We start from the raw sequence: 14,739 nt of genomic DNA on the forward strand, positions 1-14,739 counted from the left end.
TACAACAGTGTTGTACGCGCGGAGCGCGAAAGGGCGCCCCTCTCCGGCAGTTGACCGGCGAGGGGCGCCCCCTTCGTGCGTACGACCGTCCGTCAGACCTGCGCAGGCTCCGGCTCGTCGGTGTGCGACTGCGACGGGGCCTCGGGCTGCTCCGGGATGCCCGCCTTCCTGGCGCGCCTGGCTGCCTTCTTCTTCGCTCGGCGCTCCTTGCGGAGTTCGATCATCGCGTAGAGCGTCGGCACCAGGAGGAGCGTGAGCAGCGTCGACGTGACCAGGCCGCCGATCACCACGATCGCGAGCGGCTTGGCGATGAAGCCGCCGTGGCCGGTGACGCCCGCCGCCATCGGGGCGAGCGCGCAGATCGTCGCCAGGGCCGTCATCAGGATCGGGCGGAGGCGGTGGCGGCCGCCCTCGATGACCGCTTCGACGGTGCCGTAGCCCTTCTCGCGGTACTGGTTGATCAGGTCGATCAGCACAATCGCGTTGGTCACCACGATGCCGATCAGCATCAGCATGCCGATCATCGCCGGGACGCCCATCGGGGTGTCGGTGGCGATGAGCAGGCCGATCGCGCCGGTGGCCGCGAACGGGATGGAGACCAGCAGGATCAGCGGCTGCACCAGGGACTTGAAGGTCGCCACGAGCAGCATGAAGACGATCGCGATCGCCGCGAGCATCGCCAGGCCGAGCGAGGCGAAGGCCTCGTCCTGGTCCTCGGAGACGCCGCCGATGGAGACCGTGGCGCCGTCGGGCAGGTCCTTCTCAAGCTCGTTCAGCTTGGTCTGGAGCGCGGCGCTGACCGCGCCCGTGTTGTCGCCCGTCGGCTTGGCGGTGATCGTCGCGGCGCGGGCGCCGTCGATGCGGGTCATCGAGACCGGGCCGTCGACCAGCTTCACCGTGGCGATGTCGCCCAACTGGACCCGGCCGAGCCGCAGGTCACGCAGCTCCTCCAGGGTCTCGGCGGGCTTCGCGGACTTCACGACGACGTCCCGCTCGGTGTCGTCGAGCACCGCCTTGCCGCTGGGGGTGCCGCGCACCGCCTGGGCGACGGCCTGGCCGAGCGTGGTGTCGTTGAACCCGGCCGCGGCGGCCTTCTCGTTGGCCTTGACCGAGATCCGCGGCACCGACTGCGACAGGTCGCTCTGCACGTCGGTGACGTCGTCGAGCTCCGCGACCCCGTCCCTGACCTGCTCGGACGCCTTCTTCAGTACGTCGGCGTCGGCGGCCTTGACGACCACGCTGAGGCCTTGCCCGGCCATGGGGTCACCGGCGGCGATGCGGGTCTCGCCGATGCCGTCGAGGGCGCCGAGCTCCCGCTCGATGGCGTCGCCGGTCTGCTCGAAGTCGGCGCCGTCGGTGAGGGTCACCTGGTACGAGGCCTGGTTGGTGTCGGTGCCGCCGCCGAAGGCCGCCATGAAGCCGGACGAGCCGATGGTGACCTGGTAGTCCTTGACGCCGTCGATCCCGGCGAGGGCCTTCTCGACCTTCGCGGCGGCCTCGTCGGTGGCGGCGAGGCTGGTGCCCGGCGCCAACTCCTGCTTGACGGACAGGACTTCCTGCTCGCCCTGGTCGAAGAAGTTGGTCTTCAGCATCGGCGCCATGCCGAACGTGCCGACCAGGACCACGACCGCGATCAGCAGGCTGGTGAAACGGCGCCGGGTGGCGAACCGGAGCACGGGCACGTACAGCCGCTGCAGCCGGCTGCGGGCCTCCTTCTCCTCGGCCTTGCGCCGCGCCTCGTCCGGGTCCAGGCCCGCGGTGGCCTTGGGGGCGCGCAGGAACCAGTACGAGAGCACCGGAACGACCGTCAGGGAGACGATCAGGGAGGCGAGCAGGGCGGCCGTGACGGTCAGCGAGAACGAGCCGAACAGCTCGCCCACCATGCCGCCGACCAGGCCGATCGGCAGGAACACCGCGACCGTGGTGAGCGTCGACGAGGTGACCGCGCCGGAGACCTCCTTGACCGCGCTGAGGATCGCCTCCTTGCGCTCCTCGCCGTAGCCGAGGTGCCGCTTGATGTTCTCCAGGACCACGATCGAGTCGTCCACGACCCGGCCGATGGCGATGGTCAGCGCGCCGAGCGTGAGCATGTTCAGGGACAGGTCACGCGTCCACAGGACGATCAGCGCGAGGACGACCGAGAGCGGGATGGAGACCGCGGTGACAAGCGTCGAGCGGATCGACGTCAGGAAGACCAGGATGATGACGACCGCGAAGGCCAGGCCGAGCGCACCCTCGGTGGTCAGGCTGGAGATCGACTTCGAGACCGCCGGGCCCTGGTCGGAGACCACGGTCAGCTCGGCGTCGGCGCCCAGGTCCGCCCGCAGGTCCGGGAGTTCGGCCTTGACCTCGTCCGAGATGTCGACGGCGGAGCCGTCCTGGTCCATGGTGACGACGACGGCGAGGCTGGGCTCCCCGTTCGTACGGGTCAGCGAGGTGGCCGCGGCCTCCTGCAGCTCGACCTGCGCGACGGAGCCGAGGCGTACGGGCTTCTTGGGCCCGCCCCGGGACGCGCCGGGTGCCGCCTCCGGCGCGACCATCAGGTCCTCGACCTGCTTCAGGGAGGTGAAGCCGCCGCCGACCTGAACGGTGCGGTTCTTGCCCGCCTCGTCGAAGGAACCGGCCGGGACCGACGCCCCGCCCTGCTGCAGCGCCTGCACCAGCGCACCCGGGGTGAGGCCCGCCCGCGCCAGCTTCGCCGCGTCCGGGGTGACCGCCACCTGCAGGTCGCGCACGCCGTCGACCGAGACCTGGCCGACGCCGTCGATGTCCTCCAGGACGGGTACGACGCTGCGCTCCAGCTTCTCGGCGAGCGCCTGCTGGTCGGTGCCGTCGGCGGAGGCGGCCAGGACGACGGTCGGGATGTCGTCCGTGGAGCCGGCCACGACCTGCGGGTCGACGTCCCGGGGCAGCTGGGCGCGGGCCCGGTTCACGGCCTGCTGGACGTCGGCGACGAGCTGCTTGGAGTCGCTGTCCCCGTAGTCGAACTGGGCCATGACCAGGGCGTTGCCCTCGCTGGCCGTGGCGGTGATGCCGGTGATCCCGTCGACCGCCTCGATGGACGACTCAAGCGGCTCGACGACCTGCTTCTCGACCACGTCGGGCGACGCGCCCTGGTACGGGGCGATGACGGAGACCATCGGAAGTTCGATGGACGGGAGCAGCTGCTGCTTGAGCTGCGGGACGGCTATGGCGCCGAACGCGATCGCGACGATCGAGATCAGCCCGATCAGGGCCCGTTGGGCGAGGCTGAATCTTGACAGCCAGGACATGGGTGAGGGTCTCTCTTCTGTGGCTTGCGCGGCAGGAGAGGGCGCAGCCTGCGCCCGACCCTTCAACCCTCGGTCATGCCGGGAGCGGTATCCCTCGCTCCCAGGTCCCCTTCCTTGTCCGGCACCTACTGCGAGCGCAGTACGGCCCTTCGGGCTCAGTCCACCCTCGGACGTACCAGGCCCGATTCGTACGCGATGACGACGAGTTGTGCCCGGTCGCGGGCGCCCAGCTTGGCCATCGCACGGTTGACGTGGGTCTTCACGGTGAGCGGGCTGACGGTCAGGCGTTCGGCGATCTCGTCGTTGGAGAGACCGCCCGCGACCTGCACGAGGACCTCCCGCTCGCGCCCGGTGAGGGCCCGCAGGCGCTCCGCGTGGGCGCCCCTGGTCCCGTCGCCGTCGTCCGAACTGCCGCCCTGGGCGAGGAACTTGGCGATCAGGCCCTTGGTCGCGGCGGGCGAGAGCAGCGCCTCCCCGGCGGCGGCGACGCGGATGGCGCCCAGCAGTTCGTCGGGCTCGGAGCCCTTGCCGAGGAACCCGGAGGCGCCGGCGCGCAGCGACTGCACCACGTACTCGTCGACCTCGAAGGTGGTCAGCATGACGACGCGGACCCCGGCGAGGTCCGGGTCGGCGCTGATGGTGCGGGTGGCGGCGAGGCCGTCCGTACCGGGCATGCGGATGTCCATGAGGACGACGTCGGCGCGTTCGGAGCGGGCGAGTGCGACGGCCTCGGCGCCGTCGGATGCCTCTCCGACGACCTGCATGTCGGGCTCGGAGTCGACGAGGATCTTGAAGGCGCTGCGCAGCAGGGCCTGGTCGTCGGCGAGCAGCACTCTGATGACTGCGGTCATACGGTCTCCCCCATGATGGTCTCGTCCGTGGCGGTCCCGCCCGTAACGGTCCCGCCCGTAACGGTCTCGCCCGTGACGGTCCCGCCCGTGGTGGCCGTGCGGGTCATGTGCGCTCGCCGGTCGTGGCCGTGCGCTCGCCGGTCGTGGCCGCGCGCTCGGCGACCGGCAGGATCGCATGGACGCGGAACCCGCCGCCGTAGCGGGGGCTCGCGGTGAGGGTGCCGCGGAGTGCGGAGACGCGTTCGCGCATGCCGAGCAGTCCGTGGCCCCCGCCGCTGACCCCGTCCGGTCCGTCCGGCTCACCCGGCTCATCCGGTTCGCCCGGCTCGTCCACTCCCGGTCCGTCGTCGATCACGGTGATCTCCACGTTGGCGCCGACCCGGATCACGCTCAGCTCGGCCCTCGCATCGGCGCCCGCGTGCTTGTGGACGTTGGTGAGGGCTTCCTGGATGACGCGGTACGCGGCCAGGTCGACGGCGGCGGGCAGCGGGGCGTTCTCGTCGGCGCAGGCCACCTCGACGGGGAGCCCGGCGTGCCGGAAGCTGTCGACGAGTTCGCCGAGCCGGGCAAGCCCCGGCGCGGGTTCGGTGGGCGCCTCGGGGTCGCCGGTCTGCCGCAGCAGGCCGACGGTGGCGCGGAGTTCGTCGAGCGCGGAGCGGCTGGCCTCGCGTACGTGGCCCAGCGCCTCCTTGGCCTGGTCGGGCCGCTTGTCCATGACGTGCGCCGCGACGCCGGCCTGGACGTTGACGAGGGCGATGTGGTGGGCGACCACGTCGTGCAGGTCGCGGGCGATGCGCAGGCGTTCCTCGGCGACCCGGCGGCGGGCCTCCTCCTCGCGGGTCCGTTCGGCGCGCTCGGCCCGCTCACGGATGGCGTCGACGAAGGCCCGGCGGCTGCGCACGGCGTCCCCGGCGGCCGCGGCCATGCCGGTCCAGGCGAAGATCCCGAGGTTTTCCTGCGCGTACCAGGGCAGCGGTCCGGTGAGCATCGCGGTGCCGGTGAGCAGGGTCATGGTGAGCAGGCCGACCCGCCAGGTGGTCGGCCGGTCGGTGCGCGCGGCGACGGTGAACAGGGCGACGACGGCACACATCGCGACGGGCGCCCGCGGCTCCCCGGTGGCCACCTCGACGAGGGACACGGCGACCGTGGCGGCGAGCACCCACCACGGCCGGCGGTGCCGGAAGATCAGGGCGACGGAGCCGGCCAGCATCAGGGCGACGCTCAGCCCGTCTGGACTGCGCCCGAAGTAGGGCCCGCGCGGGCCGTGCGGCTCGACGAAGGACCCGAGCAGCATGCAGACCAGCACGGCCAGGGCGAGGCTCGCGTCGAAGGCCAGCGGGTGTGCCTTCTGCCAGTCCCTGGCGCGTACGAGGGTGCTCACGTCTGGCAACGGTACCGGTGCGGTCGGACAGCGCTCCGTCGTGCCCGGGGCAGACCTGTCGGGTTCAGCCCGGGATCAGCCCGTCGTCGCTCAGCATCTCCCTGACCTCCTCCAACGTCGCGTCCGGCGACGGAAGGATCAGTTCCGAGGGTTCGAGGGCGTCGTCGGGCAGCGGGGTGCCGAGCTCGCGGACCTTGTCCAGGAGCGCGTGCAGGGTGGTGCGGAAGCCGGGACTGTCGCCGCTCTCCATCTCGGCGAGCAGTTCGTCGTCCAGCTTGTTGAGTTCGGCGAAGTGGCTGTCGGCCAGCTCCACCTGCCCCTCCCCCATGATCCGTACGATCATGACGCTCTCCTCAGAGTCAGGGTTCCGTACGCGGCCTGCTGCTGCCCACTGCGGCCTACTACTGCCTTCTACTGCCTTCTACTGCCTTCTACTGCCTTCTACTGCCTTCTACTGCCTACTGCTTGTCGAAGCGGGGCGTGTCCTGCTGCGGTTGGCCCTGGGCCTGGCCGTTGCCGCCGCCCTCGATGGCCTGCTGGGACGGGCCGGAACCTCCGGACAGCTCGGCCTTCATGCGCTGCAGCTCCAGCTCCACGTCGGTGCCGCCGGAGAGGCGGTCCAGCTCGGCCTGGATGTCGTCCTTGGTCGAGCCGGACTGGTCGTCGAGGGCGCCGGAGGCAAGCAGCTCGTCGATGGCACCGGCGCGGGCCTGCAGCTGGGCCGTCTTGTCCTCGGCCCGCTGGATGGCCATGCCGACGTCGCCCATCTCCTCGGAGATGCCGGAGAAGGCCTCCCCGATCCGGGTCTGGGCCTGCGCCGCCGTGTACGTCGCCTTGATCGTCTCCTTCTTCGTACGGAAGGCGTCGACCTTGGCCTGCAGGCGCTGGGCGGCGAGCGTGAGCTTCCCCTCCTCGCCCTGCAGGGTCTGGTGCTGCGTCTCCAGGTCCGTGACCTGCTGCTGGAGGGCGGCGCGGCGGGACAGCGCCTCGCGCGCCAGATCCTCACGGCCGAGTGCGAGCGCCTTGCGGCCCTGGTCCTCCAGCTTGGACGACTGCGACTGGAGCTGGTTCAGCTGCAGTTCGAGGCGCTTGCGGGACGTCGCCACGTCGGCGACGCCGCGGCGCACCTTCTGCAGCAGCTCCAGCTGCTTCTGGTACGAGTAATCGAGGGTCTCGCGCGGGTCCTCGGCCCGGTCAAGGGCCTTGTTCGCCTTCGCGCGGAAGAGCATCCCCATACGCTTCATGACACCGCTCATGGGCTTCGCGCGCCCCCTTCTGACAGATCCGACCGGCCGTTCCAGCTCCAGCACTGCGACAGAACCCAGCGTACGGGCCCTGCATCCATTACCGCACTGTTCGAGCGCCGATCGACTCCTCCCCAAGGACGACTGCGGAGCCGGTGGCTCCCGCCCAAGGAGTAGGTGAGCGACCCGCGGCCGGGCGCGGCAATGACCGGGAAGGTCCCGTTGGATCCCTTTTTGGATCCCCGTGCAGTTGTCCTTCAGGACGTCCGCCGTTGCCGGATCGTTCCCCGCCGGGCTGGGGTACACACCGGCTACCCCGTACCCTTGGGTTTTGTGTTCCGTAGCCGTTCCAAGGATGAGAAGGCCCCGAGCGCCAAGGCGCCGGTAGCCGACTCCACGCAGCCCCGCGACCCGCAGGCACCCAAGGGTCGCCCCACCCCGAAGCGCAGCGCCGCCCAGTCGCAGCGCCGCAGCGTGGCGAGTACGCCGACTAACCGCAAGGAGGCGGCGAAGCGGCAGCGCGAGGCCCGCCGTGCGGACATGGCGCGCCAGCGCGAGGCGCTCGCCAGTGGCGACGAGCGCTATCTGCCGGTGCGCGACAAGGGCAAGGTGCGCAAGTTCGCGCGCGACTTCGTCGACTCGCGGTTCTGCATCGCCGAGTACTTCCTGCCGATGGCGGTGATCATCCTCGTCCTGAGCATGCTGCAGAACCCGCAGCTGCAGAACATCGCGCTGCTGCTCTGGCTGGGCGTGATCCTGCTGATCGTCATCGACTCGGTCTTCACCGCGATCCGCCTGAAGAAGCAGCTCCGCGAGCGCTTCCCGGACGAGCCCAAGCGCGGCGCCGTGGCGTACGCCCTGATGCGCACGCTCCAGATGCGCCGACTGCGGCTGCCGAAGCCGCAGGTCAAGCGCGGAGAGCGGCCCTGAGCGGAGATTCTGAACCGGCGCGCAGCGCTCCTTGGAAGGGTGGCGGCGGGCGACGGGAGGGCTTCGAGGGGGGCGCGGCCGGCTGGCTGAAGGGTCTCGGCGGGCTGCGGAACGTCGTCCGCCAGGAGCTGGTCGCGCGCCAGCTCGACGAGCAGATCGGCGCCCGCTTTCCCGTCGGCCGGCGGCTGCGCGTGCTCGACGTCGGCCTCGGCCAGGGCACGCAGGCGCTGCGGCTCGCGCGCGTCGGCCACCGGGTCACCGGCATCGAGTCGGACGCGGAGATGCTGGCCGCCGCGCGTGCGGCGCTCGCCGCCGAGCCGGAGGGCATCCGCGCGCGGGTGCGGCTGGTCGAGGGCGACGGGCGGGACACCGGTGTGCACTTCCTGCCCGGCTCGTTCGACGTGGTGCTCTGCCACGGCGTCCTGATGTACGTGGACGAGCCGGACGGCCTGCTCGCCGGGCTCGCCCGGATGCTGGCGCCGGGCGGGCTGCTCTCGCTGCTCGTGCGGAACGCGGACGCGCTCGCGATGCGGCCGGGGCTTTCCGGCGACTGGCCGACGGCACTCACCGCGTTCGACACCACGGCGTACACCAACCGCATCGGCCTCGAAGTGCGCGCCGACCGCCGGGCCGACCTCACGGCGACGCTCGCGGGCATCGGCGCCCCGCTGCACGCCTGGTACGGCGTACGGGTCTTCACGGACACGGTCCCCGACGAGGCCGGGCTGCCGCCGGAAGCGGAACTCACGGCGCTGCTCGCGGCGGAGGAACGCGCGGGGCGCACCGATCCGTACCGGTCCGTGGCGGCGCTGACACATCTGTGCGGGGTACGGGGCTGAGCGCCCGGCCCACCACCCACGCGGAACGCCCAACTCCCCTTCTGCTGTGAGCAGTAGGGGAGTTCGCATGTCAGTGCGATGGGGCAGGATGGCGTACGTGATCAACCAGCAGCCGCCACAGAACCAGCCGTACGCCCCTCAACCGACGAACCCCTACCAGGCGAACCCGTACCAGCAGCACCCGCAGCAGCAGAGCCCTCCTCAGTACCCGCAACAGCACCCGCAACCACACCCACAGCAGTACCAGCGGCAGGCGCCGTCCGAGCCGGAGGAGGTAGGGGACTACCGGCGGGGGTTCGCGGCCACCGTCGACGGCCTGATCGCGCTGCTCGGCGGCTTCGCCCTCGCCGAGCAGCTCGCCGGGGACAAGAGCGTCGGCGCCTACTGGGGCTGTGTCGCGGGGCTCATCCTCGGGGTCTCGTTCGTCCACCATGTCCTCGGCGCGCTGATCTTCCGCGCGACCGTGGGGAAGTTCCTCTTCACCTCGCGTGTGGTGCGCGCCGAGGACGCCGGGCGGCCGCGGTTCTGGCAGACGGTCAGACGCTGGCTGCTCGGCCTGACCTGGCTCCCGATGCAGCCGGTGCTCAGCCTGACGAACGACGACGGGGATCCGTACGAGGACGGCTGCGGGCTGCGCTACGTACGCAGCAGAGACCTGCGTTGACCGTCCGCACACCGGCCGACGGCCAACGCTCCGGCCAAGGGCTACTCCTGCGCCGCGGCTTCCTGAGCGTGCAGGCTCATCGGGCCGTAGATCTCCGTGCCGTCCTCGAAGAGGCGTACCTGGTCGGTGCCGCCGTCCGCGAGGTCCTTCCAGACCTCGCCGATCCAGGACTCCGCGTCGCCCTGCGTCGTGAACTCCTCGGGCTGGACCGACGGTTCCACCTCGGTGCCGTCGGACCTCTCGAACCGCCACGTCCACGCCGCCATGTCAGCCTCCCAGGTGCTGGTCCAAGATCCGAGTCCTGGCTGCAGCCTATCCGGGCGCGCAAGACCGTCTCGGAGACGGCAGGATCGTCCCCGTGGAACTGACTCTGCTCGGCACCGGCGCCCCCGACGGGCTGCCCCGCCCCGACTGCCCCTGCGCCGCCTGCGCGAGCGCCCTCGGCGACGACACACGCGCGGCGACCGCGCTCCTGGTGGACGGCGTGCTGCTGCTCGACCTCACGCCCGGGGCGGCCTTCGCGGCCGCCCGCGCGGGGCACTCGCTCAGCGGCGTGCGCCAGGTGCTGCTCTCGCACCCGCAGGAAGGCCCGGCGTTCGAGCACCCGGCGGGGCTGCCTTCGGGAGGCCGGGTGCCGGAGGGCCGCGAGCTGGCGCTGCTCGACGGGCACCGGGTGCGGGCGCTGGCCATGGACGCGCCGGGCACCGGGTACGAGGTGACGGGTCCCGACGGACAGCGGCTGCTGTACCTGCCGCCGGGCTGTGCGCCCGCGGGGCTGGACCATCCGGTGCCGTACGACATGGTGCTCGCCGATGTCGTGGGGCGGCCGGACGCGCTGGCGCGGCTGCGCACGGCCGGGGCCGTGACCGCCACGACCGACGTGCTCGCGGTGCACATCGACCACGACGTGCCGCCCGGCGCCGAGCTGCGCCGCAGGCTGGCCGCGGCCGGGGCGCGGGCCGTGCCGGACGGTACGACGGTGGTGGTCGGCGAGTTCCACGCCGTACCGGACCTGCCGCGGCGCACGCTCGTGCTCGGCGGGGCCCGCTCCGGCAAGTCCGTCGAGGCGGAGCGGCGCCTGGAGTCCTTCCCGGAGGTGGTGTACGTCGCGACCGGCGGGAGCCGTGAGGGCGACGCGGAGTGGGCGGCGCGGATCGGCCTGCACCGGGAGCGCCGGCCGGGCAGCTGGCGTACGGAGGAGACCTGCGAGCTGGCTCCGCTGCTCGACGCGGACGGGCCGCCGCTGCTCGTCGACTGCCTGTCGCTGTGGCTGACCGACGCGATGGACCGGGTCGGCGCGTGGGACGACGACAAGTGGGCGGCGGGCGGCGAGCGGGCCCTGCGGGAGCGGGTGGCGCAGCTGACGGAGGCGGTGCGCAGGACGCGCAGGACGGTGGTCGCGGTCTCCAACGAGGTCGGCTCGGGCGTGGTCCCCGCGACGGCCGCAGGCCGCCGCTTCCGCGACGAACTCGGCCGTCTGAACGCGGCGTTCGCGGCGGAGTGCGAGTCCGTCCTGCTGGTCGTGGCGGGCCAGGCGATGATGCTGCGGGGGTGAGAGCGCCCTGCGGCGGGCGGCGGCACGAGGCGTGCGCGGCGTTCGGGGACGGGGACTGTTCGCGAGGTTGACGTGCTCGCCGGAGCCGCACCGGAGCCCCTGCCCTGGCCGCACGGGAGCCGCACCGGAGCCGCGTCGGGCCGGGGCGATGAGGTGTTCGGGTCGGTCCCGGTACTGTTCGGCGAATGAGCTCGCTGAATCTCGATGACTTCTCCGATCTGATCGAGCGCCCCGACGGCGGGGTGCGCCGCGACGCCGAAGAGCGCAGGGAGCGGCTGGCCGTGCCGCCGGGCGCGCTCGGACGGCTTGACGAGCTGGGCGAGTGGCTGGCGGCCGCACAGTCGACGGTGCCGGTGAAGCCGATCGAGCGGCCCCGCGCCGTGCTGTTCGCGGGCGACCACGGCGTGGCCGAACTCGGCGTCTCCGCGCGGCCCGCCGGGAGCGCTTACCGGCTGGCGCGCGCCGTGCTCGACGGGGAGAGCCCGGTCGCGGTGCTCGCGCGCCGCAGCGGCGTCCCGGTCCGCGTCGTCGACCTGGCCCTGGACTGCGACCCGGACGAGCTGCCCGCCGAGGCCGTACGGCACCGGGTGCGGCGCGGCAGCGGCCGGATCGACGTCGAGGACGCGCTCACCGCCGAGGAGGCCGAGCAGGCGTTCCGCGCGGGCATGGCGGTCGCCGACGAGGAGGCCGACTCCGGCACCGACCTGGTGGTGCTCGGCGACCTCAGCGTCGGCGGTACGACGGCGGCGGCCACGCTCGTCGCGGCGCTGTGCGGCACGGACGCCTCGGTCGTCACCGGGCGCGGCGGCCGGCACATCGACGACCTGGCCTGGATGCGCAAGTGCGCCGCCGTACGGGACGCGCTGCGGCGGGCCCGGCCGGTCCTCGGCGACCAGCTGGAGCTGCTGCGTACCGTCGGCGGCGCCGATCTCGCGGCGATCACCGGGTTCCTGCTGCAGAGCGCGGTCCGTCGCACGCCGGTGATCCTCGACGGAGTCGTCTCCGCGGCCTGTGCGCTGGTCGCGCAGCGGGTCGCGTTCCGGGCGCCGGACTGGTGGCTCGCGGGCCACCGCAGCGGCGAGCCCGCCCAGGCCAAGGCCCTGGACCGGCTCGCCGTCGACCCGCTGCTCGACCAGGGCGTCACGGCGGGCGAGGGTACGGGCGCGATGCTGGCGCTCCCCCTCGTACAGGCGGCCGCGGCCCTGGCCGCAGAACTGCCGGAGGTCAAACCCGAGACGGACGTCGAGGACGAACAGGCCGACACGGAGGCGGAGTTGGGGGACCGGGAGCCGCAGTCCGGCCAGTAGCCCGCATGGGCACAGCTCCGGCGAACCGCCCGAATTCACCCACTCCGCCCGCCGGGGCTCGGCCGCTACCCCCGAGGAGCTACCCCCCGAGGACCAGCACGACGAGCGCCGCCGTCGCCGCCGTCTCCGCGAGCGCGCCGAAGACGTCCCCGGTCACCCCGCCGAACCTCCGCACACAGCGCCGCAGCAACAACTCCGCCGCCCCCACCGCCACAAGGACCGCACCCCCGCAGCGCACCGCAGCGCTGACGGTGGCCTCACCCCACAGCGCACCGCACCCCGCGGCCACCACCGTGACCACGCCGAGGACGGCCGACGCGGACCGGACGGAGACCGTTCCGGCGACGGCGGCGCCGAGTCCGTCGGGCCGGGCGGCCGGGACCCCGGAACGTGACGCGAGGGTGAGCGCGACGCGGGCGGCGACCGCGGAGACGACGGCCGCGACGGCGCCCTCGGCCCACCCCGACTCGTACGCGTGGGAGACCGCCGCCACCTGGGCGAGGAGCGCGAAGAGCAGCGTGACCACGCCGAACGGGCCGATGTCGGACCGCTTCATGATGGCGAGCGCGGCCTCGGCGGGCTTGTTGGAGCCGAGGCCGTCGGCGGTGTCGGCCAGGCCGTCCAGGTGCAGGCCGCGGGTGAGCGCCGCGGGCACCGCGACCGTGGCGACGGCGGCGAGCAGCGGGCCGGTGCCGAGCAGCAACAAGGCCGTGCCGAGGGCGGCGGCGCACAGGCCGACGACGAGCCCGGCGAGCGGCGCGCAGAGCATGCCCGCGCGGGCGGCGCCCCGGTCCCAGCGGGTCAGCCGGACCGGAAGGACCGTCAATGTGCCGAAGGCGAACCGGAGTCCGTCCTCCAGGTCGTCCCGTATGCCCTTGCCGCTGCCGCCGCCGTCCACTGAGTTCACCGCGGCAGGTTATCCGCAGGTCGCGCGCACCCACTCCCGGGCGGTTGCGGGAGCGGCGAGCGTAGGCTCACTCCGGGTGCTCATCGGGCCGGTCGTACGATGCGGCTGGGCCAGGTCGACCCGATCCCATCGGCCACAACTCAACGGAAGCGAGAATTCACCACCGTGACTGCTCTGACTCTGAAGCCCGCCGCCGCTGCCGGGCAGCGCGCCGACGTGATCGTCGTCGGTGTCGCGAAGGGCGCGAAGGGACCGGTCCTCGCACCGGGCGCCGCCGTCGTGGACGAGGCGTTCGGCGGCAAGCTCGCCGCTGTCCTCGAAACGCTCGGTGCGTCGGGCGGCGAGGGTGAGACGACGAAGCTGCCCGCCCCCGACGGGCTGAAGGCGCCGGTCGTCCTCGCGGTCGGGCTCGGCGGACTCCCGGAGAAGGACGCGGCGTTCGACGAGGACGCGCTGCGCCGCGCCGCCGGCGCCGCCGCCCGCGCCCTGGCCGGCACCAAGAAGGCCGTGTTCGCCCTGCCCGCCGAGAGCGCCGAGGCCGTGGCCGCGCTCGCCGAGGGCGCCGCGCTCGGCGGGTACTCCTTCGACGCGTACAAGGACGACGGCGAGGCCGCCAAGGGCGGCAAGAACGGCAAGGGCCCGCTCGGCGAGGCCGCGATCGCCGTGGACAAGCCGCGCGACAAGGACGTGAAGGCCGCCCTGGAGCGCGCCGCCGCGGTCGCCGAGGAGGTCAACCGCTCCCGCGACCTGATCAACACCCCGCCGAACGACCTCACCCCGGAGGCCTTCGCCGCCGTCGCCTCGGCCGCGGCCAAGGAGCACGGCATCAAGGTGCAGGTGCTCGACGAGAAGGCCCTCGTCAAGGGCGGTTACGGCGGCATCCTCGGCGTCGGCGCCGGTTCGCAGAACCCGCCGCGCCTGGTGAAGCTCGCGTACACGCACCCGAAGGCGCAGAAGTCGCTCGCGTTCGTCGGCAAGGGCATCACGTACGACTCGGGCGGCATCTCGCTCAAGCCGGCGGGGCACAACGAGACGATGAAGTGCGACATGAGCGGTGCCGCCGCCGTGTTCGCCGCGATCGTCGCCGCCGCCCGCCTGGGCCTTGAGGTGAACATCACCGGCTGGCTGGCGCTCGCCGAGAACATGCCGTCCGGCTCCGCTGTCCGCCCCGGCGACGTCCTTCGGATGTACAGCGGCAAGACCGTAGAGGTCCTCAACACCGACGCCGAGGGCCGGCTGGTCCTGGCCGACGCGCTGTGGAAGGCCTCCGAGGCGAAGCCGGACGCGATCGTCGACGTGGCCACGCTGACCGGCGCGATGATGATGGCCCTCGGCAGCCGCACCTTCGGCGTCATGGGCAACGACGACGCATTCCGTACGTCGGTCCACGAGATCGCCGAGGAGGCCGGCGAGGCGTCCTGGCCGATGCCGCTGCCGAAGCACCTGCAGAAGGGCATGGAGTCCCCGACGGCCGACATCGCCAACATGGGCGAGCGGATGGGCGGCGGCCTGGTGGCCGGCCTGTTCCTGCAGGAGTTCGTGGGCGAGGGCATCGCCTGGGCCCACCTGGACATCGCGGGCCCGGCCTACAACGAGGGCAGCCCCTACGGCTACACGCCCAAGGGCGGCACGGGCAGCGCCGTCCGCACCCTGGTCCGCCTGGCCGAGCGCACGGCCGCCGGCGACCTGGGCTAGCACCGGCTCACGGAGCACGATCCGCACCCCCGGCCGCGGCGACCGTGGCCGGGGGTGCGGCCCCGGACGGGCTGCATTCGGTTTCGCTTCCGAC

The 14,739-nt window shown here is 72.7% G+C and carries 13 protein-coding genes; 6 read left to right on the plus strand and 7 right to left on the minus strand.

Annotation, left to right across the window (positions count from 1 at the left end; genetic code table 11):
* Positions 1-92: 92 nt before the first annotated feature.
* From QIS99_RS13465 to QIS99_RS13485, 5 genes are all read right to left on the minus strand, one after another.
* Positions 93-3,272: an efflux RND transporter permease subunit gene (locus QIS99_RS13465; protein WP_282513481.1), complete on the minus strand. Its 3,180-nt coding sequence runs from the start codon at positions 3,270-3,272 to the stop codon at positions 93-95.
* 155 nt (positions 3,273-3,427) lie between these two features.
* A complete protein-coding gene (locus QIS99_RS13470) occupies positions 3,428-4,123 on the minus strand; it encodes a response regulator (protein ID WP_282513482.1) in 696 nt (231 codons plus the stop codon).
* A 103-nt stretch (positions 4,124-4,226) separates the two neighbouring features.
* Positions 4,227-5,504, minus strand: a complete 1,278-nt coding sequence (locus QIS99_RS13475; RefSeq protein WP_282513483.1) for a sensor histidine kinase — start codon at positions 5,502-5,504, stop codon at positions 4,227-4,229.
* 64 nt (positions 5,505-5,568) lie between these two features.
* Positions 5,569-5,847: a PspA-associated protein PspAA gene (gene pspAA / locus QIS99_RS13480; RefSeq protein ID WP_282513484.1), complete on the minus strand. Its 279-nt coding sequence runs from the start codon at positions 5,845-5,847 to the stop codon at positions 5,569-5,571.
* A 115-nt stretch (positions 5,848-5,962) separates the two neighbouring features.
* Positions 5,963-6,760: a PspA/IM30 family protein gene (locus tag QIS99_RS13485; protein ID WP_282513485.1), complete on the minus strand. Its 798-nt coding sequence runs from the start codon at positions 6,758-6,760 to the stop codon at positions 5,963-5,965.
* A 321-nt stretch (positions 6,761-7,081) separates the two neighbouring features.
* Between QIS99_RS13485 and QIS99_RS13490 the strand changes: the two genes are divergently transcribed.
* The 3 genes from QIS99_RS13490 (at position 7,082) to QIS99_RS13500 (ending at position 9,181) form a co-directional block, all read left to right on the plus strand.
* On the plus strand, positions 7,082-7,678 hold the full coding sequence (locus QIS99_RS13490) for a DUF3043 domain-containing protein (RefSeq protein ID WP_282513486.1): 597 nt from the start codon (positions 7,082-7,084) through the stop codon (positions 7,676-7,678).
* A gap of 86 nt (positions 7,679-7,764) precedes the next feature.
* The gene (locus QIS99_RS13495; RefSeq protein ID WP_408909556.1) at positions 7,765-8,517 is read left to right on the plus strand and encodes a class I SAM-dependent methyltransferase; all 753 of its coding nucleotides are present in this window, start codon (positions 7,765-7,767) and stop codon (positions 8,515-8,517) included.
* A 67-nt stretch (positions 8,518-8,584) separates the two neighbouring features.
* Positions 8,585-9,181 (plus strand): RDD family protein, encoded by a 597-nt coding sequence (locus QIS99_RS13500; protein ID WP_282513487.1) that lies wholly within the window; start codon positions 8,585-8,587, stop codon positions 9,179-9,181.
* Between the two features lie 41 nt (positions 9,182-9,222).
* On the opposite strand, the gene QIS99_RS13505 is transcribed toward QIS99_RS13500, so the two are convergent.
* Positions 9,223-9,447: a hypothetical protein gene (locus QIS99_RS13505; RefSeq protein WP_282513488.1), complete on the minus strand. Its 225-nt coding sequence runs from the start codon at positions 9,445-9,447 to the stop codon at positions 9,223-9,225.
* A 92-nt stretch (positions 9,448-9,539) separates the two neighbouring features.
* Here QIS99_RS13505 and QIS99_RS13510 point away from each other — a divergent pair, with 92 nt between their 5' ends.
* Together QIS99_RS13510 and cobT are read left to right on the plus strand one after the other, a co-directional pair.
* Positions 9,540-10,736: a bifunctional adenosylcobinamide kinase/adenosylcobinamide-phosphate guanylyltransferase gene (locus tag QIS99_RS13510; protein WP_282513489.1), complete on the plus strand. Its 1,197-nt coding sequence runs from the start codon at positions 9,540-9,542 to the stop codon at positions 10,734-10,736.
* Between the two features lie 185 nt (positions 10,737-10,921).
* Entirely contained in the window at positions 10,922-12,043 is a 1,122-nt protein-coding gene (gene cobT / locus QIS99_RS13515) for a nicotinate-nucleotide--dimethylbenzimidazole phosphoribosyltransferase (RefSeq protein WP_282513490.1), read from the plus strand.
* Between the two features lie 79 nt (positions 12,044-12,122).
* Here the strand turns inward: cobT and QIS99_RS13520 are convergent, their stop codons facing one another.
* Positions 12,123-12,950, minus strand: coding sequence for an adenosylcobinamide-GDP ribazoletransferase (locus tag QIS99_RS13520; protein ID WP_282513491.1), 828 nt, complete (start codon positions 12,948-12,950; stop codon positions 12,123-12,125).
* A gap of 165 nt (positions 12,951-13,115) precedes the next feature.
* Between QIS99_RS13520 and QIS99_RS13525 the strand changes: the two genes are divergently transcribed.
* The gene (locus tag QIS99_RS13525; RefSeq protein ID WP_282513492.1) at positions 13,116-14,645 is read left to right on the plus strand and encodes a leucyl aminopeptidase; all 1,530 of its coding nucleotides are present in this window, start codon (positions 13,116-13,118) and stop codon (positions 14,643-14,645) included.
* Positions 14,646-14,739 lie beyond the last annotated feature (94 nt).

It is taken from the genome of Streptomyces solicavernae (assembly GCF_029968095.1).
Lineage (GTDB): Bacteria > Actinomycetota > Actinomycetes > Streptomycetales > Streptomycetaceae > Streptomyces > Streptomyces solicavernae.